The following is a 23,310-nucleotide window of genomic DNA, read 5'->3' on the forward strand; positions in this document are numbered from 1 at the left end:
GCCGGGATCCATCTGACTCTCGTATTTGTGTTGTCCGCTCATGGGCCCCGGCTTTCGCCGGGGTGACACCGAGTTTTTTGTTTTTGCCGGCGTTCAACCTTGTCCGTCGCCGCTGCAATTCACATACAGGAAATCAACATGCCCAATCCGTTGACGGCGCTTGCGCGGCTGGTGCGGCCGCGTGAGGCGAAGCAGAGCCGGGTGGCGCCGGTGATTGCGCTGCATATGCAGGGGCGGGCCGTGTGGACGCCGCGGGATTATGCGCCGCTGGCGGAGGAGGGCTATCAGCGCAATGCGGTGGCCTATCGCTGCGTGCGGATGATCGCGGAGGCGGCGGCGAGCGTGCCCTGGCTGCTTTACGACGGCGCGCGGGAACTGACCGAGCATCCGCTGCTGCGGCTGATCGAAAGCCCGAACAAGGGGCAGGCGGGCGCCGAGCTTTTCGAGACCTGGTACAGTTATCTGCAGGTGGCGGGGAATGCCTATCTCGAACTTGTGGAGGTGGACGGGGCCCCGCGCGAGCTTTATGCGCTCAGGCCCGACCGCATGAAGGCGGTGCCGGGGCGGGCGGGCTGGCCGGAGGCTTACGAATATTCCGTGAACGGACGGAGCGTGACCATTCCCTGCGGCGAGCGGAGCCCGATCCTGCATATGCGGCTCTTCCACCCCTCCGACGATCATTATGGACTGAGCCCGCTCGAAGCGGCGGCCTATGCCATCGACATCCACAACGCAGCCGGCGCCTGGAACAAGTCGCTGCTCGACAATGCGGCGCGGCCCTCCGGCGCGCTCGTCTACAAGGGCGGCGAGGCGGGCGCGAACCTGACCGAAGACCAGTTCGAGCGGCTGAAACGGGAGCTGGCGGAAAACTATCAGGGCGCGGCGAATGCCGGGCGTCCGCTGCTGCTGGAAGGCGGGCTCGACTGGCAGAGCATGGGACTTTCGCCCAAGGACATGGACTTCATCGAGGCGAAGCGGACGGCGGCGCGCGAAATCGCGCTCGCCTTCGGCGTGCCGCCGATGCTGCTCGGCATTCCGGGCGACAACACCTATTCCAATTACCGCGAGGCGAACCGGGCCTTCTGGCGCGGCACGGTGCTGCCGCTGGTCGGCCGCTCGGCCCGCGCGCTGACGCATTGGTTGGGGCCCCGCTACGAGGGCAAGCTGCGGCTCTGGTACGACGCCGACCAGGTGGAAGCGCTCGCCGCCGACCGGGACGCGCTGTGGGCGCGGGTCTCGAAGGCCGACTTCCTCAGCGACGAGGAGAAGCGCGAGGCGGTGGGCTATGGGAAGGTCAGAGCGTCTTCGACTTGAGGATGTTGCGTATCACCACGACGAACGAGACGAAGCCGAAGATCATGAAGACGAGGCCGAGGCCGATGCCGCGCATCTGGTACGACAGGAAGATGAGCATCAGCCCGATGATGAGACCGAAGACGCTGTGCGGCGAGAGCCTGTAGCCCTTGACGGTGAGCAGGGCGGGGATGGCGGCGCCCCGGGCGCGCGTCTTGTCTTCCATCCAGATCAGCAGGACGGGGCCGCAGGCCAGCGCCATGCCCATGATGAGGATCATCCATTCGTCGCTCGTCATCTTGTCTCGTCTTTCGCCGTGGAGAAGGGATCGGGTGAAGTGGAAATGACAGCATACACAAAAGACGAGGAAAGGGCCTGGCATCTCGACCGCCGGGTGCCCATCGCCGTGATCGTGACGCTGCTGCTGCAATCGGCGGCGGCGCTGGTCTGGGCGGGCTCGGCGAACGAGCGGCTCTCGGCGCTGGAGGTTCGGGCGGTGCGGATCGACGAGATGGTGGAGCGGACCGCGCGGCTGGAGGAGCGGGCAAAGGCCGCATCGGCGGCGCTGGAGCGGATCGAGGCGAGGCTGGAGCGGTAGCCATCCTTTCACTGATGGCGAGAAACGACCGGCCGATCACAAATAAAAGCTGTCATCCCGGCGAAAGCCGGGACCCACTCGCGAGGCAGCTTGCCGCAGCGACGGACAGATTGTGCCCGTTTCCCGCGAGCGACGCCCCGCCGGACAACCCTTGCTGAGAGAACCAATGGGTCCCGGCTTTCGCCGGGATGACAATTGTGGTTTGGGCGGCCCTGCGTCGCAACCATCCTTGAACGGAGGAAGACCTTGAGTGGAATGAGAGGCGGCGAGCGCAAGGCGGCGCGGTTTCTGGCGAAGGCGGTGAAGCCGGATGGGACGTTTGAGGGCTATGCGTCGCTGTTCGGGGCGGAGGATCTCGGCCGCGACGTGGTGATGCCGGGCGCGTTCCGCAAATCGCTTCTGAAGCGCGGGCCGAAGGGCGTGAAGCTTCTCTATCAGCATGAGCCGAACGAGGTGATCGGCATCTGGACCGGGATCGCGGAGGACCATGAAGGGCTCTTCGTGCGCGGGCAGTTGCTGCAGGACGTCTCCCGCGCGCGCGAGGTGCTGGCGCTGATGCGCGCCGGCGCGGTCGACGGATTGTCGATCGGCTATCGCGTCGTGAAGGCGGAGGCCGACCGCGCGACCGGCGCGCGACGTCTGATCGAGGTCGATCTCTGGGAAATTTCCGTCGTGACCTTTCCGATGCTGCCGGAAGCGCGCGTGCGCGCGGTGAAGGGGGCGAGGCCGACGACACGCGAATTCGAACGCTGGCTCATGCGGGACGCTGGGCTGAGCCGGACGGAAGCCCGGACGGTGATCCACAAGGGCTTCAAGGCGCTGAACTCCCCGCGGGAAGCGGGCGGGCCCGGCGATGCGGCGCTGGCACGGGCGCTTCGCCTGGCCGCGCGGCTTTTCAACAACTGACCATCATCACATCTCTAACGGAGTGGACCCATGTCCCATTGGAATGACGGCGTGCCGCGCATCGGCGCGTCGCTGAAGAAGGAACCGCGCGCGCCCGAGACGAAAAGCGCGGAGACGCGGAGCGCGAGCGCGCATGAAGTGCGGGACGCGATGGACGAATTTCTCTCGTCCTTCGAGGATTTCAAGTCGGCGAACGACGAGCGGCTCGGCGAACTCGAGCGCAAGCTCTCAGCCGACGTGCTGACGGAAGAGAAGGTCGACCGCATCAACCGCGCGCTCGACATGCAGAAGAAGAAGATGGACGAGCTGACGCTCGCCGCCGCCCGCCCCGAGATCGGCGGCACACGCGGGGGCGAGGGTTATGCCGGCCGCGAACACAAACGCGCCTTCGACCGCTATGTCCGCAAGGGCGAGGCGCATGAGTTGCGCGGGCTGGAGGCGAAGGCGCTTTCGGTCGGCTCCGATCCCGACGGCGGCTACCTGGTGCCGGCCGAGACGGAGAAGATGATCGACCGCATCATCTCCGAAGTCTCGCCGATCCGCGCCATCGCGGGCATCCGCCAGATCGGCTCGGCAAGCTACAAGAAGCCCTTCGCCGCCGGCGGCATGCAGACCGGCTGGGTCGGCGAAACGGAAGCGCGGCCGCAGACCGCGACGCCCTCGCTCGCCGAGATCGAATTCCCGGCGATGGAGCTCTATGCGATGCCGGCGGCGACGCCGACGCTGCTCGACGACGCGGCGGTGAACATCGACCAGTGGCTGGCGGAGGAAGTGCAGACGGCCTTCGCCGAACAGGAAGGCGCCGCCTTCGTCATCGGCGACGGCGTGAAGAAGCCGCGCGGCTTCCTCGACTACGACATGGTGGCGGAGAATGCCTGGGAATGGGGCAAGCTCGGCTTCATCGCGACGGGGAACGAAGGCGGCTTCCCGACCTCGAACCCGGCCGACAAGCTGATCGACCTCGTCTATGCGGTGAAGGCGGGCTACCGCGCCAATGGCCGCTTCGTCATGAACCGCGCGACGCAATCCTCGATCCGCAAGTTCAAGGATACGGACGGCAACTATCTCTGGCAGCCGGCCGTCGCGGCAGGACAGCCGCCGACGCTGCTCAATTATGCGGTGACGGAGGCGGAGGACATGCCGTCCATGGAAGCGGGCGCACCGGCGGTCGCCTTCGGCGATTTCCGGCGCGGCTACCTGATCGTCGACCGGCTCGGCGTGCGCGTGCTGCGCGATCCCTACAGCGCCAAGCCCTATGTGCTCTTCTACACGACGAAGCGCGTGGGCGGCGGCGTGCAGAACTTCGAGGCGATCAAGTTCCTCAAGTTCCAGGCCTGATGCGATGCGCGATATTCATCACGGACTGAAGGTGGTGCAGACGCTCGACCCCGCGCAGACCACCGCCACGCGCTACGGCGCGCCGGTGGACCGCAAGGGCTTCGAGGCAGTGGAGCACATCGTCTGCATCGGCACGGCGGGCGACGAACTGTCGGAGGAGGCCGCGATCGCCTGCGCGATCGAGGACTCCGAGGACGGCTCCACCTGGGCGGCGGTGACGGAGCCGCGCGAGGTGCTGGGCGGCCCGGTGGACGAGGACGGTGTCTTCGCCACGGTGGACGACGTGGCGCACGACCAGCGCGACTACCGCATCGGCTATGTCGGCCCCGCCCGCTACACACGGGTCGCCGTCATCCTCACGGGCGAGCACGAGGAAGGCACGCCCGTCGCGGCGCTCGCCCTGCTCGGCAACGCGAACCTGAAGCCGGTGAACTGATACTTCTCCTCCCACCCTCCCTTCGGGGAGGGTGGATTTTATTGGCAGGATTTTCATGACGCTCATGCTCATTACGGGGCCGGCGGAGGAGCCGGTGACGCTGGCGGAGGCGCGGGCGCATCTGCGCCTCGACGCGGGCGGCGAAGACGCGCTGCTCGGCGCGCTCGTCACCGCGGCGCGGACCGCGCTCGAAGCGGAAACGCGCCGTGCCTTCGTCACGCAATCCTGGCGGCTCCTGCTCGACGACTGGCCGGCGAAACCGATCCGGCTGCCGCTCGCACCCGTGCAGAGCGTGACGGCGGTGACGGTGGCGACGATGAGCGGAGCGATGGTGCCGCTCGACCCGGCCTTTTACGAGGTGGACGCCAAGGGCGAACCGCCGCGCGTCGCGGCCAAACGCGGACAGGCCTGGCCGATGCCGGCAACGCGGCTGGCAGGCATCGCGGTCGACTTCACGGCGGGCTATGGCGCGCCTTCCGCCGTGCCCGCGCCGCTGAAACAGGCGGTGCTGCTGCTCGCGGCGCACTGGTTCGAGAACCGCGAGCCGCTTGGCAATGGCGTGGAACTGCCGTTGACAGTTTCCGCGCTCGTCGCGCGTTACCGGAGACTGCATCTGTGATCGGCGCCATGAGCGAGCGCGTGACGCTGCAATCTCCGGTCCGCACGGCCGACGGCGCGGGCGGCGCGGCGGTCACGTGGAATGAAGGCGCGAGCGTCTGGGCGAAGGTCGAAATGCTGGGCGGCGGCGAAACGCCCATGGCGGAGCGGCTGGAAGCGCGGGCGCGGGTCCGCGTGACCATCCGGCATCACCCGGGCGTGACGGCGGAAATGCGCGCCGTCTGGCAAGGCCGCGCGCTCGACATTCGCAATGTGCGGGACCTGGACGGGCGGAAGCGTTTTCTCGTGCTCGATTGCGAGGAGGTGCGGCCATGAACGCGGACCTTGCGCTGCAGAAGGCGATATACGCGCGGCTGGCGGCGGACGAGGCCCTGGCGGCGCTGGTGGGCGGACGCATCCACGACAATGTGCCGGGCGACGTGGACCTGCCTTACCTGACGCTCGGCGACAACGATACGCGCGACTGGCCCGGCGGCACCGAGCACCGGCTCTCATTGCATGTGTTTTCGCGCGGCGGCGGGCGGGCGGAGGCGAAGGCGATCATCGGCGCGGTGAATGCGGCGCTGCATGACGCGGCGCTGACGCTCGAGGGACATGCTCTCGTCAACCTGCGTTTTCTCGATGCGATGACGCGGCGCGAGCGCGACGGCGAAACATGGCGCGGCACGATCCGCTTTCGCGCGGTGACGGAGGAGATTTCCGATGCGCTGTAAATCGCCAGATATAGAAGTGTCATCCCGGCGAAAGCCGGGACCCACTCGCAAATCAGATTGTTCAGCCGTCGAATGGTTTTGGCGTTCACGGCCATTGAGCCCCGTGCTCCTCGACATCTGCTGAGGGAACCAATGGGTCCCGGCTTTCGCCGGGATGACACTGGGTTTTTGATCTCGTCAACACTCAAGACCGACAGTCAGGAAAAAGAATCATGACGGCCCAGAAAGGCAAGGACCTTCTCATCAAGCTCGACGCGGCCGGAGAGGGGAGCTTCACCACCGTGGCAGGGTTGCGCACGCGGGCGCTCGCCTTCAACGCGCGCGCGGTCGATGTGACACATGCGGAATCCGCCGGGCGCTGGCGCGAGCTGCTGGAAGGCGCGGGCGTGCGCTCGGCGGGGATCACCGGACGCGGCATCTTCAAAGATGCGGCGTCGGACGCCGCGGTGCGGCAGATATTCTTCGACGGCGCGATCCGCAACTGGCAGGTCGTGATCCCCGATTTCGGCACGGTGCAGGGCCCATTCCAGATCACGGCGCTGGAATTCTCCGGCGAGCATGACGGCGAAGTGAGTTTCGACCTGGCGCTCGAAAGCGCGGGCGAGATTGCGTTCGCGGCGGTCTGAGGCGCAACACGTTCAGTCGCCAGAGGTCGTTAGAGAACCGGATAGTAGGCGGTGGGAATATCTGTTTTCGGCAGTGCTATCGAGCCGTCGGATTCATTCTCGATCCAGACCGTAGCGGTGAAGATGCGCACGCTGCCGTGCCGTTTCAGCCCACGTTCATACTTGATGACATAGGAAACATTGGGCTTCGCATCGAAAAGGATCGGCAGATATGAGGTTCCCGTGCCACCGCGAACGGCAATAGCCAGTGCGTGCAAACCGGGAGTCAGGGCGATGGGTGTAGCGGGTTCGTAACTTTCGACCGTCATCAGGGTTGCTTCCTTTTTTGCTCTGACGATCTCACCGTCTACTGCAATCAGGAGGGCGTAGAAGCTGTCGAGAAGTCCGTCGTCCCCTGTACCACGCATGGTGGCGAGGTCTGGCCCGGTGGGAGGTGCGTACCGGCCTTCGATAGAACGCAGGACGTCCGGTGTTTTGGGTACGACGATCTCGCCGGTTTTCTCGTCTTCGATGTAGACGTATGTCCTGATGCGATCGTAACGCAGTCCGTCCATCATGTCGGTGCCGCGCTCCCGCTTCACCACGTACCGGGCACCCGGTTCGGCGACGAGCTTCACGGGTACGGCGTCGCCGATGCCACCTGTGAGATAGCCGATCGTGAGCGAGTGGAGTCCTGGCGTCAGCGGCAGGGGGGCAGCGAGTTCTCTTGTCTCGAAGGCCGTATTTCCGTCAATGGCGAAGACTCCGGTTGCTCTCGCGGGGGTTCCGAGCAGGCCTGTACTTTCTTCGAAGGTACCGCGGATCGTCGCCGCCGCGGCAGGGTCCGACATATCCGGTTTGTAGAGTTTGAGCGAGGCGGTAGGAAGCGACTCGAGATTCGGTGCGCAAGCGGCGAGACCGGCGAGCAGGATTCCGAACGATAGCTTGAGAAGGTTCCGCATAAGTCCCCCATTTTCGCGAACGTACAGTTCTGCAAGTTGCCCCGCTTCAACAATAGCTGTCTTGCGCCGCGGAAATCCAGCGGCATGTCGCCGACGAAATCGAGGAGTCATATGGCGAACCGTCACAGAGGCGAAATCGAAGCGGTGCTCGACGGCGAGCGGATGACGCTGGTGCTGACGCTCGGTGCGCTGGCGGAGCTGGAACAGGCGTTCGGCGGCGAGGACATGCTGGCGCTGGCGAGCCGTTTCGAGACCGGACGCATTTCGGCGAGCGATGCCATTCGCATTATCGGCGCGGGACTGCGCGGCGCGGGTTATGAGCGGAGCGATGCGGATGTCGCGCGCATGACGGCCGAGAACGGCGCGGGCGGCTTCGTCGCCATCGTCGCGGACCTGCTGTCGGCGACGTTCGGCGGAAGCGCGGCGTGAGCGAGGCGCGCTTCCCCTGGGAAGAGGCCATGACACTCGGCCTCGGCACGCTGCGGCTTGCACCGGAAATTTTCTGGCGCATGACGCTGCCGGAGCTGGCAGCGGCCGCGCGGGCGGTGAGGCCGGACCGGACGGACGGCACGATGAAGCGCGGCGAGCTTGGCGCGCTGATGACGAGATTTCCCGATTGAGGATCCCATGACCGAAGACAACGATCCCGAAGCCCTCACGCTTGCCATGGAAGCGGCCGCGGAGGCGACGCGCGCTTTTGGGCTGGAGACGCAGCGGACGATGAAGGCGGTGACCGACGATTTCCGGCGCGCGGGCGCGGGCGGGCGCGACTTCGGCAGCGCGGTGGCCGGCGCCTTCGACGGCATTGCGCTGAAGGGGCGGTCGCTTTCGGACGTGTTGCGGAAGCTGGCGCTCGATCTGTCGCGCATGGCGCTTGAAAGCGCGGGCAATGCGATGGGGAGCGCGATTTCCGGCGCGATGGGGAACCTGTTCGCCAGCGCGAAGGGCAATGCTTTCTCCGACGGGCGTGTGATGCCGTTCGCCAAGGGTGGCGTGGTGTCGAGCCCGATGCTCTTTCCGCTGCGTGGGGGCACGGGGCTCGCGGGCGAAGCGGGCGCGGAGGCGATATTGCCGCTGCGGCGCGGCGCGGATGGGCGGCTCGGCGTGGCAGCGGAAGGCGGCGCGGCGCCGATGCAGATTACTTTCAATGTGACGGCGGCGGACGCCGAGAGTTTCCGCCGCTCGGAATCGCAGATCGCCGCGATGCTCGCGCGTGTGGCGGGGCGCGGCGCAAGGAATCTTTGAAATGGCCTTTCACGAAATTCGCTTTCCGCTGGAGATTGCGCTGGGTGCGTCGGGCGGGCCGGAGCGGCGGACGGAGATCGTTACGCTGGGTTCCGGACATGAGGAACGCAACTCGCCCTGGGCGGCGTCGCGGCGGCGCTACAATGCGGGCTACGGCATTCGCGCGCTCGACGACATCCATGCGCTGGTCGCCTTCTTCGAGGCGCGGCACGGACGGCTGCATGGCTTTCGCTGGCGCGACCGCGCCGATTGCAGGAGCTGCGCGCCCGGCGCCGCTGTGAGCGCTGCGGACCAGATGCTCGGCACGGGCGACGGAGAGCGGACGGCGTTTCAGCTCGTGAAGACCTATGCCTCGGGCGAGGCGAGCTATACGCGCGTTATAGAGAAGCCCGTTGCGGGAAGCCTGCGCGTTGCCGTTGGCGGCGCGGCGATGGAAGAGGGAGCGGATTTCGGAGTCGATCTTTCGACGGGCATCGTGAGTTTCGCGGTGGCGCCGGGCGAGGGCGTGAGCGTGACGGCGGGCTTCGAGTTCGACGTGCCGGTCCGCTTCGACACGGATTTTCTCGACATCAATCTCGCCGCCTTCGAGGCAGGCAGCGTTCCCAATATTCCGATCGTCGAAATCAGGGTCTAGCTAAATGAAAACGCTTCCTCCGGCCCTCGCGGAACATCTCGCGAGCGGTGCGACGACGCTTGCCTGGTGCTGGAAGCTGACGCGCGCGGACGGCACGGTGCTCGGCTTTACCGATCACGACGGCGATCTCGAATTCGACGGCACGACGTATGAAGCGGCGGGCGGCTTCACCGCGTCGGCGCTGGAAAGCTCGGGCGGGCTCAATGTGGACAATCTCGATATCGCGGGCGCGCTGAGCTCCGCGCGGATCGACGAGGGCGATCTCGCGGCGGGGCTCTATGACGACGCGGAGATCGAAATCTGGCGCGTGAACTGGCAGGACGCGGAACAGCGCGTGCCGATGCGGAAGGGCAATCTCGGCGAGGTGACGCGCTCCGGCGCAAGCTTCTCGGCGGAGCTGCGCGGCCTTGCGCACCGGTTGAACCAGCCCACGGGACGGCTCTTCCAGTATGGCTGCGATGCGGATTTCTGCGATGCGCGCTGCGGCCTCGACATCGCCGCCTGGGAGGCAACGGGCGCGGTGGCGAGCGCGAGCGGCAACCGGGAGATCGTCCCGGACGGGCTGGACGGCCACGAGGACGGACATTTCACGCGCGGAAGGCTGACTTTCACGAGCGGCGCGAACGCGGGCGCCTCGATGGAAGTGAAGGCGCATCGCGCCGGCACGGGCGGCGTCCGGATCGAACTCTGGCGGGCGATGGCGCGGGACGTGGCGGCGGGCGACAGCTTCACCGTGACGGCCGGATGCGACAAGCAGTTCGGCACCTGCCGCGCAAAATTCGACAATGGCGGGAATTTTCGCGGCTTCCCGCATATGCCCGGCAACGACTACGTGCTGGCGGGCGCGAGCGGCACGACCGACGGCGGAAGGCGCGGCTGAGATGACGACAAGAGATGAGATCGTTGCGGCGGCGCGCGGCTGGGTCGGCACGCCCTACCGCCACCAGGCGAGCGTGAAAGGAGCGGGCGCCGACTGCCTCGGCCTCGTGCGGGGCGTCTGGCGGGAGACGATGGGCGCGGAGCCGGAGACGCCGCCGCCCTATACGCCGGACTGGGCGGAGACGCCCGGCGGCGCGGGCGATGAGACCATGGCCGACGCGGCGCGGCGGCACATGAGCGAGATTGCCTGTGGCGAGGCCGGCGCGGGCGACATCATGCTGTTCCGCATGCGCGCGAACGGGCCGGCGAAGCATGTCGCGATCGTGAGCGGCGAGGACCGGATGATCCATGCCTGGTCGGGGCGCGCCGTCGTCGAGACCTCGCTCGGCCGCTGGTGGCGCGCGCGGGCGGCCTGCGCTTTTCGTTTCCCCGGCCTGGAGGGCTGACGCATGGCGACGATCGTTCTATCGAGCGCCGGCTCCGCGCTCGGCAGCGCGCTGCTGCCTTCGGGCCTGAGCTTTTTCGGCGCGACGATTTCGGGAGCCGCCATCGGCAGCGCGATCGGCACGATGGCCGGCTCCTATGTGGACGCGCAACTCTTCGGCAGCGCGGCATCGGCGGAAGGCCCGCGCCTCAACGACCTTCACGTGATGTCGTCGACGGAAGGCGCGCCGATCGCGCGCGCCTATGGCCGCGTGCGGCTGGCCGGGCAGGTGATCTGGGCGACGAATTACCGCGAGCACGCGAGCACGCGCTCGTCCGGCGGCGGCAAGGGCGGCGGCTCTTCCGCGAGCGTGACGGAATACAGCTACAGCGTTTCCTTCGCGGTCGCGCTCTGCGAAGGCGAGGTGGCGCGCATCGGCCGCGTCTGGGCGGACGGCAAGCCGCTGTCGCTGGCGAATGTCGCATGGCGGCTCCACCCGGGCGGCGAGATGCAGGAATGCGATCCGCTGATCGAGGCGGTGGAAGGCGCGGCACCGGCCTATCGCGGTACGGCCTATATCGTGTTCGAGGAGATGGACGTAACGGCGTTCGGCAACCGCATCCCGCAACTGAGCTTCGAGGTTTTCCGCAACCTCGACGACGTGGAAGGACTGGTGCGCGCGGTGACGGTCATCCCCGGCGCGGGCGAGTTCGTCTATGACACCCAAAGTCCGCGCGAAATATTGAGCGAGACCTCGAGCCGCGCGATCAATGTGCATACGTCGGACGGGCGCGCCGATTTTCTCGTCGCGATGGATCAGCTCGAGGCGACGTTGCCGAATGCGCGCTGCGTGTCGCTCGTCGTGTCGTGGTTCGGCGACGATCTTCGCTGCGGCCATTGCAGCGTGCGGCCGAAGGTCGAGACGGGCCACAAGATAAGCTGGCCGGGAAGCTGGAACGTCGCCGGGCTCGCGCGCGGCGGCGCCGGCGTCGTCAGCACGGTGAACGGACATCCGGCCTATGGCGGCACGCCGTCCGACGCATCCGTCACGCGCGCGCTGCAGAACCTGCGCGCGCGGGGGCTCGAGGTCGTCTTCTATCCGTTCGTCATGATGGACGTGGCGGCGGACAATACGCTCACCGATCCGTGGACCGGCGCGGCGGGGCAACCCGCCTATCCCTGGCGCGGACGCATCACCTGCGACCGCGACCTCGACGGGACGGACGCGGCGGCGGCGGAGGTGGCGGCGTTCTTCGACGGCGGCGCGTGGTCATACCGGCGCATGGTGCTGCATTATGCAGGGCTTTGCGCGGCGGCGGGCGGCGTCGATGCTTTCCTCATCGGTTCGGAAATGCGCAGCCTGACGCAGATCCGCGATGGAGCGGGAAACTATCCGGCCGTTGCGGCACTGAAGACCCTGGCGGCGGATGTGCGCGCGATCCTCGGCCCCGGGACGAAGATTTCCTATGCCGCCGACTGGAGCGAATATCGCGGGCACGATGCGGGCGGCGGCGAATTCATCTTTCACCTCGACCCGCTCTGGGCCGACCCCGGCATCGACTTCATCGGCATCGACAATTATGCGCCGCTGACCGATTGGCGCGACGGCCAGGCGCATCTCGATGCGGCGGAAGGCTGGCGTTCGATCTACGACCTCGACTATCTCCGCAGCCGCATCGCGGGCGGGGAGGGTTTCGACTGGTATTATGCGAATGATGAAGACCGCGCGGCGCAGATCCGCACGCCGATTACCGACGGTGCTTACGAAAAGCCCTGGGTGTGGCGCGCGAAGGACATCGCGTCGTGGTGGGCGAACGCGCATTACGACCGGCCGGGCGGCATAGAAGAGGCGGCGCCGACGGCATGGGTGCCGCAATCGAAGCCCATATGGCTGACGGAGACCGGCTGTCCGGCGGTCGACAAGGGCACCAACGAGCCGAATGTCTTCAGCGATCCGAAATCGTCGGAGAGCGGGCTGCCGCATTTCTCCGACGGGCTGCGGGACGATTTCATACAGCGCCGCTTCATCGAGGCGCAGATGTCCTGGTGGGATCCGTCGCATCAAGACCATGTGGAGGGCTCGAACCCGGTCTCCGGCCTTTATGGCGGGCGGATGGTCGATCCGTCGCGCGTCTTCTTCTGGACTTGGGACGCGCGGCCCTTCCCCGCCTTTCCCGAACGGCGCGACATCTGGGCGGATGCGGACAACTGGCAATGCGGCCACTGGCTCAACGGGCGGATGGGCGCGGCTTCGCTGCCGGCGCTCGCGGCCGCGATCATGCGCGATGTCGGCTTCGAGGCTTTCGATGCAGGCGCGCTCACGGGCGTCGTCGATGGTTTCGTCATCGACCGCATCATGTCGCCGCGCGCGGCACTGGAGCCGCTGATGCTCGCCTGCTTCTTCGACGCGGCGGAGAGCGGCGGCGTGGTCCGCTTCCGCCATTTCGGCGAGACCTCGGCGATGGTGCTGACGCCGGCCAAGCTCGCGGTGGCGGAGGAGAGCGCGGCGCCCGGCTACCGGCTGACGCGCGGGCAGGAGACGGAGCTGCCGGTCTCGGCGAAGCTGCTCTATGTCGAGGGCGGCGGCGAATACCGGCAGGCGGCGGTGGAGGCAAGGCGGCTCGGCGCGCGCAGCGAGCGCGTGGCGACGGCGGCACTGCCGATGGTGCTGACGCAGGCCCGCGCCCAAGGTATCGCCGATCTCTGGTTGCAAAAGGCATGGAGCGAACGGGAGCGCGCGACGCTGGCGCTGCCGCCGAGCCTGCTGGCGCTCGATCCGGGCGACGTGGTGACGCTCGAACTGCCGGAGCGCATGGCGCATTACCGCCTGACGACGGTGACCGACGCGGGCGCGCGTGAGGCGGCGGGCGTGGCGCATGAGGCGAGCCTCTTCGGCCGCGCGCCGATGCCGGAGCGCATGACCGCGGGCGCGGAAACGCCGAGCTGGGGCGTGCCGCTCGCGGTCTTCTTGGATTTGCCCCTGCTGACGGGCGAAGACACGCCGCATGCGCCGCGCGTGGCGGTTGCCGCCGATCCGTGGCCGGGTGGCGTCGCGATCTACAAAAATGCGGGCGCGGGCTTCGCGCTCGACCGGGTGGTGAGGAAGGTCGCGACCATCGGCCGGACGCTGACGCCGCTGATGCCGGGACCGGCCGGACGCTGGGACGAGGCGAACGCGTTCACCGTCGAACTCGTGAGCGGCGGTCTCGCAAGTGCCGGCGCGATGGCGGTGCTGGCGGGGGCGAATGCCGCCGCGCTGGAGACGCCGGAAGGCGACTGGGAGATCGTGCAGTTTCGAGACGCGGTGCTGGTCGCCGACGACACGTTCCTGCTTCGCGGCCTGCTGCGCGGGCAGGCGGGCACGGAGGCGGCGATGCGCGCGCCGCTCGAGGCCGGAGCGCGCTTCGTCGTTCTCGACGCTGCCGTCAGCGAAATCGGTCTGGCAGACGCTGAACGCGGTCTGGCGCGCGACTGGGCGTACGGACCCGCGCCGTTGCCCTTCGACGATCCTTCCTATGCGAGTACGACACGGATTTTCAACGGCATCGGGTTGCGTCCGCTGAGCCCGGTCCATGTCCGCGCGCGACGCGATGCCGACGGAGCGATCGATATTCGCTGGACGCGGCGCACGCGGTGGGGCGGCGACGGTTGGGCGGGGCTCGACGTGCCGCTCGCCGAGGAGATCGAAGTCTATGAGGTGGCGATCCGCGACGGCGATGCGGTGAAGCGCGTGCTCGCCACGTCGGCACCCCATGCAAGCTACGGCGTGGCCGAACAGACCGCCGATTTCGGCGGCGCGGATTTCCCGAGCCTCGAACTCACAATCTATCAATTGAGCCGCGCATACGGGCGCGGCACCGGAAGGAGCGTCCGTCTCGATGTCTGACAGCATTCATCTCGGCCTGCCTTATGTCGAAGCGGCGCAGGCGCAGAAGCATGTGACCGTGAACGAGGCGCTGCGGCGGCTCGATGCGCTGGTGCATCTTGCCGTCGCCTCGCGGAGCCTTTCGTCGCCGCCCGACGCGCCGGAGGAGGGCGTGCGCTATATCGTGGCCGCGGAGCCCGCAGGTGCATGGACGGGGCATGCGGGCGAGGTGGCCGGCTTTATTGACGGGGCGTGGATTTTTTTCGTGCCCGGTACAGGCTGGCGTGCCTGGGACGAGGCTGCAGGAGAGCTGCTGATTTGTTCGGGCGGTGCCTGGAGCGCCGTCGGCGGTGCGGGCGGGCCGACAAGCGCACATGGCGCAACGACGCGCATGACCATCGTCGAAGGCGACCATGTACTTGCGGCGGGGACGACTTCCGAACCCGGCTTCGTCATTCCCGACCGCGCCGTGGTACTCGGCGTCACGGGCCGCGTCATCGACGCGGTGACAGGCGCGAGTTCGTGGCACCTGGGCGTTGCCGCCGACCCGCAGCGATACGGCAATTACATCGGCACGGCACCCGGCAGCACGGTGATTGGCGTGAGCGGTACGCCCTGCGCCTATTACGGTGCGACGCCGCTTGTCGTGACCGCCGAGGGCGGCGCCTTTACCGGCGGCGAGCTGCGACTCGCCATTCATTGCCTCGAACTGACCGGACCGGCTGCCTGAGTCGAAGTTTCCGTCGCGGACGCTTCGTTTCTTGACAATGTTCTGTGTTTGTTCTTTGATAATAGGATTAAAAACCTACAACTGCACACACGCGGGACAGGCGGCGATGAGCCGGGCGAGCGACCTTTTCGAATGGACACCGGACCTCGCAGAAATGGCGCGGCTTGCGGCGGCAGTCGGCAAACTGGCTGAGGGAGAGGACGACGAAGGCCGCCTCGCCATCGCCTGGACGCTGCTCAACCGGCTGGCCAGGACCCGAAAGCGCGATGGCGGCCCGGCCGGTGCGGACTTCGCCGACAGGGATTTCCTGCTGGCGCTGGCGGCGCTCTGCCGCGCATGGGCAGGCGCGGCCCCCGATCCGACACGCGGAGCGACCCGCTTCCATCCGCATACGGAATTGCCCCGGTGGGCAAGGCATAAAGCGCCGAATGCGCTGATTGGCGGCAATTTTTTTTATGCGCCCTGATCCGGTGTGGAGAGGGCATCACAGGTGAAAGGAACTGATATGGATTTTCTCTTTTCCGGCATTCTCGGCGAATGGATCGAGGCGGTACTTGCCATTGTCGGCGCCGCATCAGCGGTGGCGGCGGCCACGCCGACCAAGAAAGACGACAATATCATCGGCACGATCTCGCGGGTGATCGACGTGATCGCGCTCAATGTCGGGCATGCCAAACGCCAGTAATACGTCGAAAAACGAGCCCCGGCCGCCGCAAAGGCGGCCGGGAAACGAGCTGTTTATTGTTCGATTGTAAATAAAAAACATTCAGTCTCGTTAAAACCACCTTAGTAAGCCGCCACCTACCATTCCCCCGTAGCGTACCCCCGGCCCGGAAAATGACGTCGACGTGAGGTCATGACGAGGCCCGAAACGAAGCAGGGGATGCATATGGCGAGGAAGATTTTCTACAACCGCCGCTCCCGCCGCCGCCTTGCGGTCGCGACGGGCATGCTTGCGTCCGCCGCGATGCTCTTTTCCGCAGGCGTCTATGCCGGCAAGACCTATCCAACCGTGTTCAGCGCCTCCACCTATCTGAACAGCGACGCAGCGCCCCTGACGCTTGCCGCAACGGAATTCTGACCTCTCCCTACCTTCCTTCCCTCTTGTTCTTCCCCAAAACATTCGCCGACCGTTCTCCGCCGGACAGCGGAGCCATATACTGCTAGAAAAACCGCCACGGAAAAATCGTGTGGCGGAGCGGCGGGATGGATTTGAAGCTCAACGGAAAGCGGGCGCTTGTCTCCGGTTCTCATCGGGGTACCGGACGGGCCATCGCGCATGCGCTGGCGCGCGAAGGCGCGGAAACCATCGTGCATGGCTTCGAGCATGACGCCGCGGAAGCGGTTGCCGCCGAAATCCGCGCAAAAGGCTTCGCCGCCAGCGCCGTTGCCGGCGACATCACGACGGACACGGGCGCCGCAGACGTCGTAAGCGCGGCCGGCGAGGTCGACATCCTCATCAACAATTACGGCACGGCCGATGCTGGCTCGTGGACGAGAACGGAAACCGCCGACTGGATCGACGCCTATCAAAAGAACGTGCTCTCCGCCGTGCGGCTGACGCGCGGCCTGATGGGCGGGATGAAGCAACGCGGCTGGGGCCGCATCGTGATGCTCGGCACCATAGGCTCGACGGAGCCGGCCGCGCGCATGCCGCATTACTATGCGTCGAAGGGTGCGCTCGCGACGATGACCGTTTCGCTTGCGAAGGAACTCGCCGGGACGGGCATCACCGTCAACCTGGTGTCGCCCGGCCTCATACGCACCAAGGAAGTGGAAGAACGTTTTCTCGCCCAGGGCCGCGAGCGAGGCTGGGGCACGACATGGGAAGAAGTCGAGCCGCACGTCCTGAAAAATTTCATGGGAAACCTGACTGGACATATTCCGGTGCCTGAGGAAATCGCCGATCTTGTCGTCTTCGTCGCAAGCCCGCTTGCAAGCGCGATCCACGCGCTCAACATGCGGATCGATGGCGGTTCCACGGCGCTGGTCACATAAAGTAAAAGAGAACGGGAGACGAGAATGCAGCCATTCCGGTTCGATCTGTGCGAACTGCCCGGTGAGACGAAAGGGCTCCGCGAAGAGATACGCGCCTTTCTCGCCGAGGAACTCGCGCGCGTGCCGCCGGTGACGCGAGCACAGACATGGTCGGGCTCGGACGCGGAATTCAGCCGAAAGATGGGTGCGAAGGGCTGGATCGGGATGACCTGGCCGAAGAAGTACGGCGGCCATGAGCGGAGCTTCTTCGATCGCTATGTGATGCTGGAGGAAATGCTGGCAGCGGGCGCGCCTGTCGGTGCGCACTGGATCGGCGACCGGCAGTCCGGGCCGCTGCTGCTGCGTTTCGGCACGGAGGAACAGCGGCAGAAAATCCTGCCGCGCGTGGCGAAAGGCGAATGCTATTTCTGCATCGGCATGTCGGAACCGGATTCGGGCTCCGACCTCGCGGCGACACGGACCCGAGCCGACAAGGTCGACGGCGGCTACAAGGTGAACGGCACCAAGCTCTGGACGTCCGGCGCACACACCGCCCACTACATGATCGGTCTCTTCCGCACCCATCTCGATCCGCAGAACAAGCATGCGGGACTGACGCAGTTTCTGGTCGACCTCAAGACGACCGACGGCATCACGATCCGCCCGATCAAGGACCTCGCCGGCAACGCGCATTTCAACGAGGTGGTATTTCAGGACGCATTCGTTCCCGACGACATGATGGTCGGCACCGAAGGAGGCGGCTGGGGGCAGGTGACGGCGGAGCTCGCCTTCGAGCGTTCCGGCCCGGAGCGCTATCTGTCGAGTTTCATCCTGATGGTCGAGATGATCCGCGAACTGGAGAAGCAGGGCGGCGAAAAGGGCGCGCGCGAGATCGGGCGCCTCGTCGCGCATCTCGTGACGCTGCGACAGATGTCGCTCTCGGTCGCCGGCATGCTGGAGAAGGGCGAGAACCCGGCGCTCGAGGCCTCGGTCGTGAAGGACCTCGGCGCCATCTTCGAACAGGACATGCCCGTGCGCGCGCATGAGCTTCTGGGGCTCGCGCCGACAATCGGCGAAGGGAGCGACTACGAGCAGGTACTCGGCTATCTGACGCAGACGGTGCCTTCCTTCTCGTTGCGCGGCGGCACGCGCGAAATCCTGCGCGGCATCATCGCCCGCGGGCTCGGATTGCGGTGAGGAGACGAAGATGAATGAATTGCAGACGATCCTCTCCGACAGCGTGAACGGGCTTCTCTCGGAGCGCGTGACGAAAAATCTCGTGCAAGGTGCGGAGGAGGGCGTGTGGCCCGGTGCGCTGTGGGACGAGATCGAAGCGAACGGCCTCACCCGCGTGCTGGTGCCGGAAGCGCAAGGCGGCGCCGGCGGTACGTGGGCGGACGCGGCCATCGTGCTGAAGGCCGCGGGCGAGCATGTTGCGCCGGTGCCCCTTGCCGAAGCGGTGCTTGCGAACTGGCTGCTGGCCGAAGCCGGGATCGACATCCCCGAAGGTGTCGTCACGCTGCTCGACGGCGACTTCAATCTGGAAGGCGGCAGGGTTTCCGGTACAGCGGCCGGCGCGCCGTGGGCGCGCGATGCGGTTTATGGCGTCGCGGTATTCGGCGAATCGGTGGCGCTGGTGCCGCTGGCGGGGGCGGATATCGAGCCCGGTATCAACGTCGCGCGCGAGCCGCGCGACCGCGTGACGCTGAAAGGCGCCGCGGCGGCGACGAAGCCCGCCGACCTCCCACGCGATGCGCTGATGCTCTACGGCGCTCTCATCCGGTCCTGTCAGATGGCGGGCGCGCTCGGTTATCTTTCCTCGCAATCCGTCGCCTATGCCAATGAGCGCACGCAATTCGGCAAGCCCATCGGCAAGTTCCAGGCAATCCAGCAGCAGCTCGCCGTGCTGTCGACGCAAGCCGCCGCGGCGGGCATTGCAGCGGATCATGCCTGTGCGCAACTGGACAAACGCGTCAGCGACGCCGCCTTCGAAATCGCGGTTGCTAAAATCCGGGTCGACGATGCGTCGAGCATCGCGACGTCGATCGCGCATCAGGTGCATGGTGCGATCGGCTTCACCTATGAACACGGGCTTCATTTCGCGACGCGGCGGCTCTGGTCGTGGCGCGCGGAATTCGGCGCGGGCGCGGAATGGGCCGAACGGCTCGGGCGTGAGACGATCTCACGCGGCGCCGACGCGCTGTGGCCGCATGTGACGGCCAGATAGAATTCGCAACCGACACAGGACGAGATGAACATGAAAGTTTCCGAAGCGCTGAAGAGCCGCATTACCTGCCGCGCCTTTCTCGACAAGCCGGTGCCGGAGACGACGGTGCGCCAGATTCTCGAAGATGCGAAATACGCGCCTTCGGGCGGTAACCTCCAGCCCTGGCATGTCTATGTCGTTGCGGGCGAGCGCCTGAAGGAGTTCCTCGCCATCATTGCCGAAAAGCAGAAGACGGCGACCTTCGGCGAGGGGACGGAGTACGACATTTATCCGAAGGGGCTGAAGGAGCCCTACAAGGCGCGCCGCTTCAAATGCGGCGAGGACATGTATGCGACGATCGACGTCGCGCGCGAGGACAAGGCGGGGCGGCTGCAGCAATTCGCCCGCAATTTCCGCTTTTTCGATGCACCGGTGGGCATGTTCTTCGCCATCGACCGTCAGATGGGCCTCGGCCAATGGTCCGACCTCGGCATGTTCATCCAGTCCCTGATGCTGGCGGCCCGGGAACACGGGCTCCATACCTGCCCGCAGGAGGCCTGGGCGATCTGGCACAAGACCGTCTCGGAGTTTGTCGGCATCCCGGATGAGCTTATGCTCTTCTGTGGATTGGGACTGGGTTATATGGATGAGAGTGCGCCCATTAATCATTTGCGGACGGACCGTGCGCCGCTGGAGGAGTTTGCGACATTCAGCGGCTTCTGAGGGGCCCGTTCCTGACGGATACATGCAAACGCCGTTCATCCCGGGTTCAGCGTCGATGACTTAGGAACGAAGCCATGACGCAGAAACCTACATGGATCGCCCTGACGATCGTCGCCGCCGCCCTCCTGTTCACGGGGCAGGGGCAGGCGCATGCCGGCACCATCGTGCCCGAACCGGCGGCGGCGGAGCTTGTGCAGGAGGCGCAGTGGCACCGTTCCGAGCAGGACAACGCGCGTGACGCCGTGCGCTCCGGTCAGGTGATCTCGCCGGGCCAGGCCAAACAGGCGGCGCTGTCGCGCTATCCCGGCCGATTCCTCGATATGAGTTTCGGTGGCAACGCCTATTACGTGAAGATCATGACGCCGGACAGCCGGGTGGTTGTCGTGACCGTGGATGCGGCATCCGGCCGCGTCACGGGCGCAAGATAGCGGGCGGCAACAGGCAAAGGGACGGAGAGGGGTATGCGGCTCTTGGTTGTCGAAGACGATCCCGACCTCAACAGGCAGCTTGTCAGCGCGCTTGAGGAGGCCGGCTATGTGGTGGACAGCGCAAAGGACGGCGAGGAAGGCCATTATCTCGGCGATACCGAACCTTACGACGCCGTGGTGCTCGATCTGGGCCTGCCCGAGATGGACGGCGTGACGGTCTTGGAAAAGTGGCGCCGCGACGGCCGGCTGATGCCGGTGCTGATCCTGACGGCGCGCGACCGCTGGAGCGACAAGGTCGCCGGCTTCGACGCCGGCGCGGACGACTATGTCGCCAAACCCTTCTTCATGGAGGAGGTCCTTGCCCGCCTCCGCGCGCTGCTGCGCCGCTCCACGGGGCATGCCTCAAGCGAACTGGAATGCGGCCCCGTCCGCGTCGATACCCGCAGCTCGCGCGTGACGGTGAACGGCCGCGCAATCAAGCTGACCTCGCTCGAATACCGGCTGCTGTCCTACCTGATGCACCATCAGGGCCGGGTGATCTCGCGCACCGAGCTTGTCGAACACCTCTACGACCAGGATTTCGATCGCGATTCGAATACCATCGAAGTCTTTGTCGGCCGCCTCCGCCGCAAGCTCGGCAAGGATGTGATCGAAACCGTGCGCGGTCTCGGCTACCGGCTGGCGGCGCCCGAAGATGCGGTCTGACAGTCTCGCATTCCGGCTGGTTGCGGGCGCGGCGCTCTGGAGCGCCATCGCGCTTCTGGCCGGCGGCCTCGTTCTGTCGACGATCTTCCGCACCTCTGTGGAACGCAGTTTCGACGCGCGCCTGAATGTGTTGCTGCACAGCCTCATCGCGACGACGGAAGTGGACGCGGATGGAGAGATCGAACGATCGCGGGGGCTTTCCGAAACGCGGTTCGACCTCGCCTATTCCGGCTGGTACTGGCAAATCTGGCCGGTTGCAGCACGGCCCGCCTTGCGTTCCCGCTCGCTCTTCGACCAGTCGCTGGACCTGACGCCGGGCGAGGCAACGGAACGCAACGATGTCGGCCTCAAGGTCTTCGACACGCTGGGTCCGGAGAACCAGCCGCTTCGCGTGGTCGAGCGGCGAGTAACGCTGCCGGGCTACGACGTGCCGGTTTCCTTCGCGGTGGCGGGCGACCGCACCGAGATGAACGTCGAAATCCAGGGCTTCAACACATGGCTCTTCGCGGCGATGGCGGCGATGGGCGCCGGGCTTCTCGTCGCGCTTCTCATCCAGGTCAGGTTCGGACTGCGTCCCCTCGAACGGGTGCGCCACTCGCTCGCGCAAATCCGCTCCGGCCGCGCAACCAGGCTCGAAGGCGATTTCCCGCTCGAAATCGAACCGCTGGCGGAGGAGCTGAACGGCCTGCTTGAAAGCAATCGCGAGGTGCTGGAGAGAGCCCGCACCCATGTCGGCAATCTCGCCCACGCGCTGAAGACGCCGCTCAGCGTTCTCACGAACGAAGCCCGCTCGCACAAGGATCCGTTCGGCGAAAGCGTCGCCCGGATGACGTTGCAGATGCGAGAGCAGATCGACCACCACCTCGCACGCGCGCGTATGGCAGCCTCGGCGAATGTGCTCGGCGCTCATACGCCCGTGGCGCCGGTGCTGGCGCGGATCGTCCGTGCGCTCGACCGCATCTACGCCGAACGCGGCATCTCGATCGAAATCGACTGCCCTGAAAAGGCCGGCTTTCGAGGCGAAGCGCAGGATCTCGAGGAAGTCGCTGGCAACCTGCTGGACAATGCCTGCAAATGGGCCGCCGCCCGCGTCCGGATGACTGTGATCGTCGACGGCGCGACGCGAAAGGGACGGCCCTTCCTGTTGCTCAGGGTGGAGGATGACGGACCGGGCCTGCCGGAAGACGCGCGCGAGACGGTGCTCAAGCGCGGGACCCGGCTCGACGAAACGAAGCCAGGCTCCGGTCTCGGTCTTTCGATCGTCACTGAAATCGCCGAACTTTACGGTGGCGAGTTGAAGCTTGAGAGTTCGGAAATGGGAGGGCTGAAGGCGGAGCTCTATCTGCCCGCTTCCGTCGCCCGAAGCTGAACGTCAGATGAATGGCCCATTCAGGGGCCGCTCAACCGCCATTCCCTATCTTCATGACCATCGGTTCAACCAAACAGGATTTGGGGTACGTGTCATGAAGATCAAAAGCACTCTCCTTGTAGGTGTTCTCGCCCTCGCGCTGGCGGGCTGTCAGACCGGCAGCCCCTATGGCGGCGGGTATGGCGGCACCGGCCCGAAGCAGGGCATCGGCACGCTCGCTGGCGCCGTCGCCGGCGGTCTCGCCGGCTCGCAGATCGGCGGCGGCTCCGGCCGTCTCTGGGCCACCGGTGCCGGCGTGCTGATCGGCGCGCTGGTCGGTAACAATATTGGCCGCAGCCTCGACCGCGCCGACCAGGCCTATCTCCAGAACGCGTCCTACGGCGCCTTCCAGACCGGTCAGACGACCCAGTGGCGCAATCCGGACAGCGGCAATTACGGGTACGTGGAACCCGGCCGTTCGTACCAGAGCTCCGGCGCCTATTGCCGTGAATACACCCAGACCGTTTACATCGGCGGCCGTCCGGAAAGTGCCTATGGCACCGCATGCCGGCAGCCCGACGGCAGCTGGCAGATCCGCGGCTGATGCCGCGATCTGCGACGATGAACGGCTGAGAAGCCGTTCGGCCTCACCTCGTGTCAACTCGTGCCCCGAGCAG

At 66.2% G+C, this 23,310-nt stretch carries 30 protein-coding genes; 28 read left to right on the plus strand and 2 right to left on the minus strand.

From position 1 onward, the window contains the following. Positions 1–138 precede the first annotated feature (138 nt). Positions 139–1,314 carry a phage portal protein gene (locus tag Q8S60_RS00280; RefSeq protein ID WP_305277143.1) on the plus strand — a complete coding sequence of 392 codons (1,176 nt, stop codon included), beginning with the start codon at positions 139–141 and terminating at the stop codon, positions 1,312–1,314. Here Q8S60_RS00280 and Q8S60_RS00285 read toward each other — a convergent pair. Then, complete coding sequence (locus Q8S60_RS00285) at positions 1,295–1,591, minus strand: hypothetical protein (RefSeq protein ID WP_305277145.1); 297 nt, start codon at positions 1,589–1,591, stop codon at positions 1,295–1,297. The two genes, Q8S60_RS00280 and Q8S60_RS00285, sit on opposite strands and share 20 nt — an antisense overlap. Before the next feature lie 45 nt (positions 1,592–1,636). Here Q8S60_RS00285 and Q8S60_RS00290 point away from each other — a divergent pair, with 45 nt between their 5' ends. From Q8S60_RS00290 to Q8S60_RS00325, 8 genes are all read left to right on the plus strand, one after another. Beyond that, a complete protein-coding gene (locus Q8S60_RS00290; protein WP_305277147.1) occupies positions 1,637–1,891 on the plus strand; it encodes a hypothetical protein in 255 nt (84 codons plus the stop codon). Positions 1,892–2,146: 255 nt separating this feature from the next. Beyond that, the gene (locus tag Q8S60_RS00295) at positions 2,147–2,797 is read left to right on the plus strand and encodes an HK97 family phage prohead protease (protein ID WP_305278265.1); all 651 of its coding nucleotides are present in this window, start codon (positions 2,147–2,149) and stop codon (positions 2,795–2,797) included. A gap of 30 nt (positions 2,798–2,827) precedes the next feature. Next, complete coding sequence (locus tag Q8S60_RS00300; RefSeq protein ID WP_305277148.1) at positions 2,828–4,135, plus strand: phage major capsid protein; 1,308 nt, start codon at positions 2,828–2,830, stop codon at positions 4,133–4,135. A 4-nt stretch (positions 4,136–4,139) separates the two neighbouring features. Continuing rightward, positions 4,140–4,571 carry a hypothetical protein gene (locus Q8S60_RS00305; protein WP_305277150.1) on the plus strand — a complete coding sequence of 144 codons (432 nt, stop codon included), beginning with the start codon at positions 4,140–4,142 and terminating at the stop codon, positions 4,569–4,571. Between the two features lie 55 nt (positions 4,572–4,626). After that, entirely contained in the window at positions 4,627–5,190 is a 564-nt protein-coding gene (locus Q8S60_RS00310; protein WP_305277152.1) for a head-tail connector protein, read from the plus strand. Next, on the plus strand, positions 5,187–5,504 hold the full coding sequence (locus tag Q8S60_RS00315; protein ID WP_305277154.1) for a phage head closure protein: 318 nt from the start codon (positions 5,187–5,189) through the stop codon (positions 5,502–5,504). Before Q8S60_RS00310 ends, Q8S60_RS00315 begins: the two co-directional genes overlap by 4 nt. Next, a complete protein-coding gene (locus tag Q8S60_RS00320) occupies positions 5,501–5,902 on the plus strand; it encodes a DUF3168 domain-containing protein (RefSeq protein ID WP_305277156.1) in 402 nt (133 codons plus the stop codon). The genes Q8S60_RS00315 and Q8S60_RS00320 overlap by 4 nt, the downstream gene beginning before the upstream one ends. A gap of 212 nt (positions 5,903–6,114) precedes the next feature. Continuing rightward, the gene (locus Q8S60_RS00325; protein WP_305277158.1) at positions 6,115–6,528 is read left to right on the plus strand and encodes a phage major tail protein, TP901-1 family; all 414 of its coding nucleotides are present in this window, start codon (positions 6,115–6,117) and stop codon (positions 6,526–6,528) included. Positions 6,529–6,557: 29 nt separating this feature from the next. Here the strand turns inward: Q8S60_RS00325 and Q8S60_RS00330 are convergent, their stop codons facing one another. After that, a complete protein-coding gene (locus Q8S60_RS00330; protein WP_305277160.1) occupies positions 6,558–7,469 on the minus strand; it encodes a hypothetical protein in 912 nt (303 codons plus the stop codon). A 111-nt stretch (positions 7,470–7,580) separates the two neighbouring features. On the opposite strand from Q8S60_RS00330, the gene Q8S60_RS00335 reads away from it, so the two are divergent. The 19 genes from Q8S60_RS00335 (at position 7,581) to Q8S60_RS00425 (ending at position 23,237) form a co-directional block, all read left to right on the plus strand. Then, complete coding sequence (locus Q8S60_RS00335) at positions 7,581–7,898, plus strand: gene transfer agent family protein (protein WP_305277161.1); 318 nt, start codon at positions 7,581–7,583, stop codon at positions 7,896–7,898. After that, positions 7,895–8,089 (plus strand): phage tail assembly chaperone, encoded by a 195-nt coding sequence (locus Q8S60_RS00340; RefSeq protein ID WP_305277163.1) that lies wholly within the window; start codon positions 7,895–7,897, stop codon positions 8,087–8,089. The genes Q8S60_RS00335 and Q8S60_RS00340 overlap by 4 nt, the downstream gene beginning before the upstream one ends. Positions 8,090–8,096: 7 nt before the next feature. Next, entirely contained in the window at positions 8,097–8,714 is a 618-nt protein-coding gene (locus Q8S60_RS00345; protein WP_305277165.1) for a phage tail tape measure protein, read from the plus strand. Between the two features lies 1 nt (position 8,715). After that, positions 8,716–9,348, plus strand: a complete 633-nt coding sequence (locus tag Q8S60_RS00350; RefSeq protein WP_305277167.1) for a DUF2460 domain-containing protein — start codon at positions 8,716–8,718, stop codon at positions 9,346–9,348. A 4-nt stretch (positions 9,349–9,352) separates the two neighbouring features. After that, positions 9,353–10,228, plus strand: a complete 876-nt coding sequence (locus Q8S60_RS00355) for a DUF2163 domain-containing protein (RefSeq protein WP_305277169.1) — start codon at positions 9,353–9,355, stop codon at positions 10,226–10,228. Position 10,229: 1 nt separating this feature from the next. Beyond that, complete coding sequence (locus tag Q8S60_RS00360; protein WP_305277171.1) at positions 10,230–10,673, plus strand: NlpC/P60 family protein; 444 nt, start codon at positions 10,230–10,232, stop codon at positions 10,671–10,673. 3 nt (positions 10,674–10,676) lie between these two features. After that, positions 10,677–14,537: a glycoside hydrolase/phage tail family protein gene (locus Q8S60_RS00365; protein ID WP_305277173.1), complete on the plus strand. Its 3,861-nt coding sequence runs from the start codon at positions 10,677–10,679 to the stop codon at positions 14,535–14,537. Beyond that, positions 14,530–15,246, plus strand: coding sequence for a DUF2793 domain-containing protein (locus Q8S60_RS00370; protein WP_305277175.1), 717 nt, complete (start codon positions 14,530–14,532; stop codon positions 15,244–15,246). The genes Q8S60_RS00365 and Q8S60_RS00370 overlap by 8 nt, the downstream gene beginning before the upstream one ends. Before the next feature lie 106 nt (positions 15,247–15,352). Next, positions 15,353–15,712 carry a hypothetical protein gene (locus Q8S60_RS00375; protein WP_305277177.1) on the plus strand — a complete coding sequence of 120 codons (360 nt, stop codon included), beginning with the start codon at positions 15,353–15,355 and terminating at the stop codon, positions 15,710–15,712. 39 nt (positions 15,713–15,751) lie between these two features. Then, complete coding sequence (locus tag Q8S60_RS00380; RefSeq protein ID WP_305277179.1) at positions 15,752–15,931, plus strand: hypothetical protein; 180 nt, start codon at positions 15,752–15,754, stop codon at positions 15,929–15,931. Positions 15,932–16,135: 204 nt separating this feature from the next. Continuing rightward, a complete protein-coding gene (locus Q8S60_RS00385; protein ID WP_305277181.1) occupies positions 16,136–16,327 on the plus strand; it encodes a hypothetical protein in 192 nt (63 codons plus the stop codon). A gap of 125 nt (positions 16,328–16,452) precedes the next feature. Continuing rightward, positions 16,453–17,244: an SDR family NAD(P)-dependent oxidoreductase gene (locus Q8S60_RS00390; RefSeq protein ID WP_305277183.1), complete on the plus strand. Its 792-nt coding sequence runs from the start codon at positions 16,453–16,455 to the stop codon at positions 17,242–17,244. A gap of 24 nt (positions 17,245–17,268) precedes the next feature. Continuing rightward, positions 17,269–18,420: an acyl-CoA dehydrogenase family protein gene (locus Q8S60_RS00395; RefSeq protein ID WP_305277186.1), complete on the plus strand. Its 1,152-nt coding sequence runs from the start codon at positions 17,269–17,271 to the stop codon at positions 18,418–18,420. Between the two features lie 10 nt (positions 18,421–18,430). After that, positions 18,431–19,450: an acyl-CoA dehydrogenase family protein gene (locus Q8S60_RS00400; RefSeq protein WP_305277188.1), complete on the plus strand. Its 1,020-nt coding sequence runs from the start codon at positions 18,431–18,433 to the stop codon at positions 19,448–19,450. 30 nt (positions 19,451–19,480) lie between these two features. Continuing rightward, positions 19,481–20,152, plus strand: a complete 672-nt coding sequence (locus tag Q8S60_RS00405) for a nitroreductase (RefSeq protein WP_305277190.1) — start codon at positions 19,481–19,483, stop codon at positions 20,150–20,152. 74 nt (positions 20,153–20,226) lie between these two features. Next, positions 20,227–20,580 carry a PepSY domain-containing protein gene (locus tag Q8S60_RS00410; RefSeq protein WP_305277192.1) on the plus strand — a complete coding sequence of 118 codons (354 nt, stop codon included), beginning with the start codon at positions 20,227–20,229 and terminating at the stop codon, positions 20,578–20,580. Positions 20,581–20,613: 33 nt separating this feature from the next. After that, entirely contained in the window at positions 20,614–21,285 is a 672-nt protein-coding gene (locus Q8S60_RS00415; protein ID WP_305277194.1) for a response regulator transcription factor, read from the plus strand. Further along, positions 21,275–22,654: an ATP-binding protein gene (locus Q8S60_RS00420; RefSeq protein ID WP_305277196.1), complete on the plus strand. Its 1,380-nt coding sequence runs from the start codon at positions 21,275–21,277 to the stop codon at positions 22,652–22,654. The genes Q8S60_RS00415 and Q8S60_RS00420 overlap by 11 nt, the downstream gene beginning before the upstream one ends. Before the next feature lie 94 nt (positions 22,655–22,748). Continuing rightward, on the plus strand, positions 22,749–23,237 hold the full coding sequence (locus Q8S60_RS00425; RefSeq protein ID WP_305277198.1) for an RT0821/Lpp0805 family surface protein: 489 nt from the start codon (positions 22,749–22,751) through the stop codon (positions 23,235–23,237). The last annotated feature ends 73 nt before the right edge of the window (positions 23,238–23,310 follow it).

The sequence above is a fragment of the Parvibaculum sp. genome (assembly GCF_030694575.1).
GTDB lineage: Bacteria > Pseudomonadota > Alphaproteobacteria > Parvibaculales > Parvibaculaceae > Parvibaculum.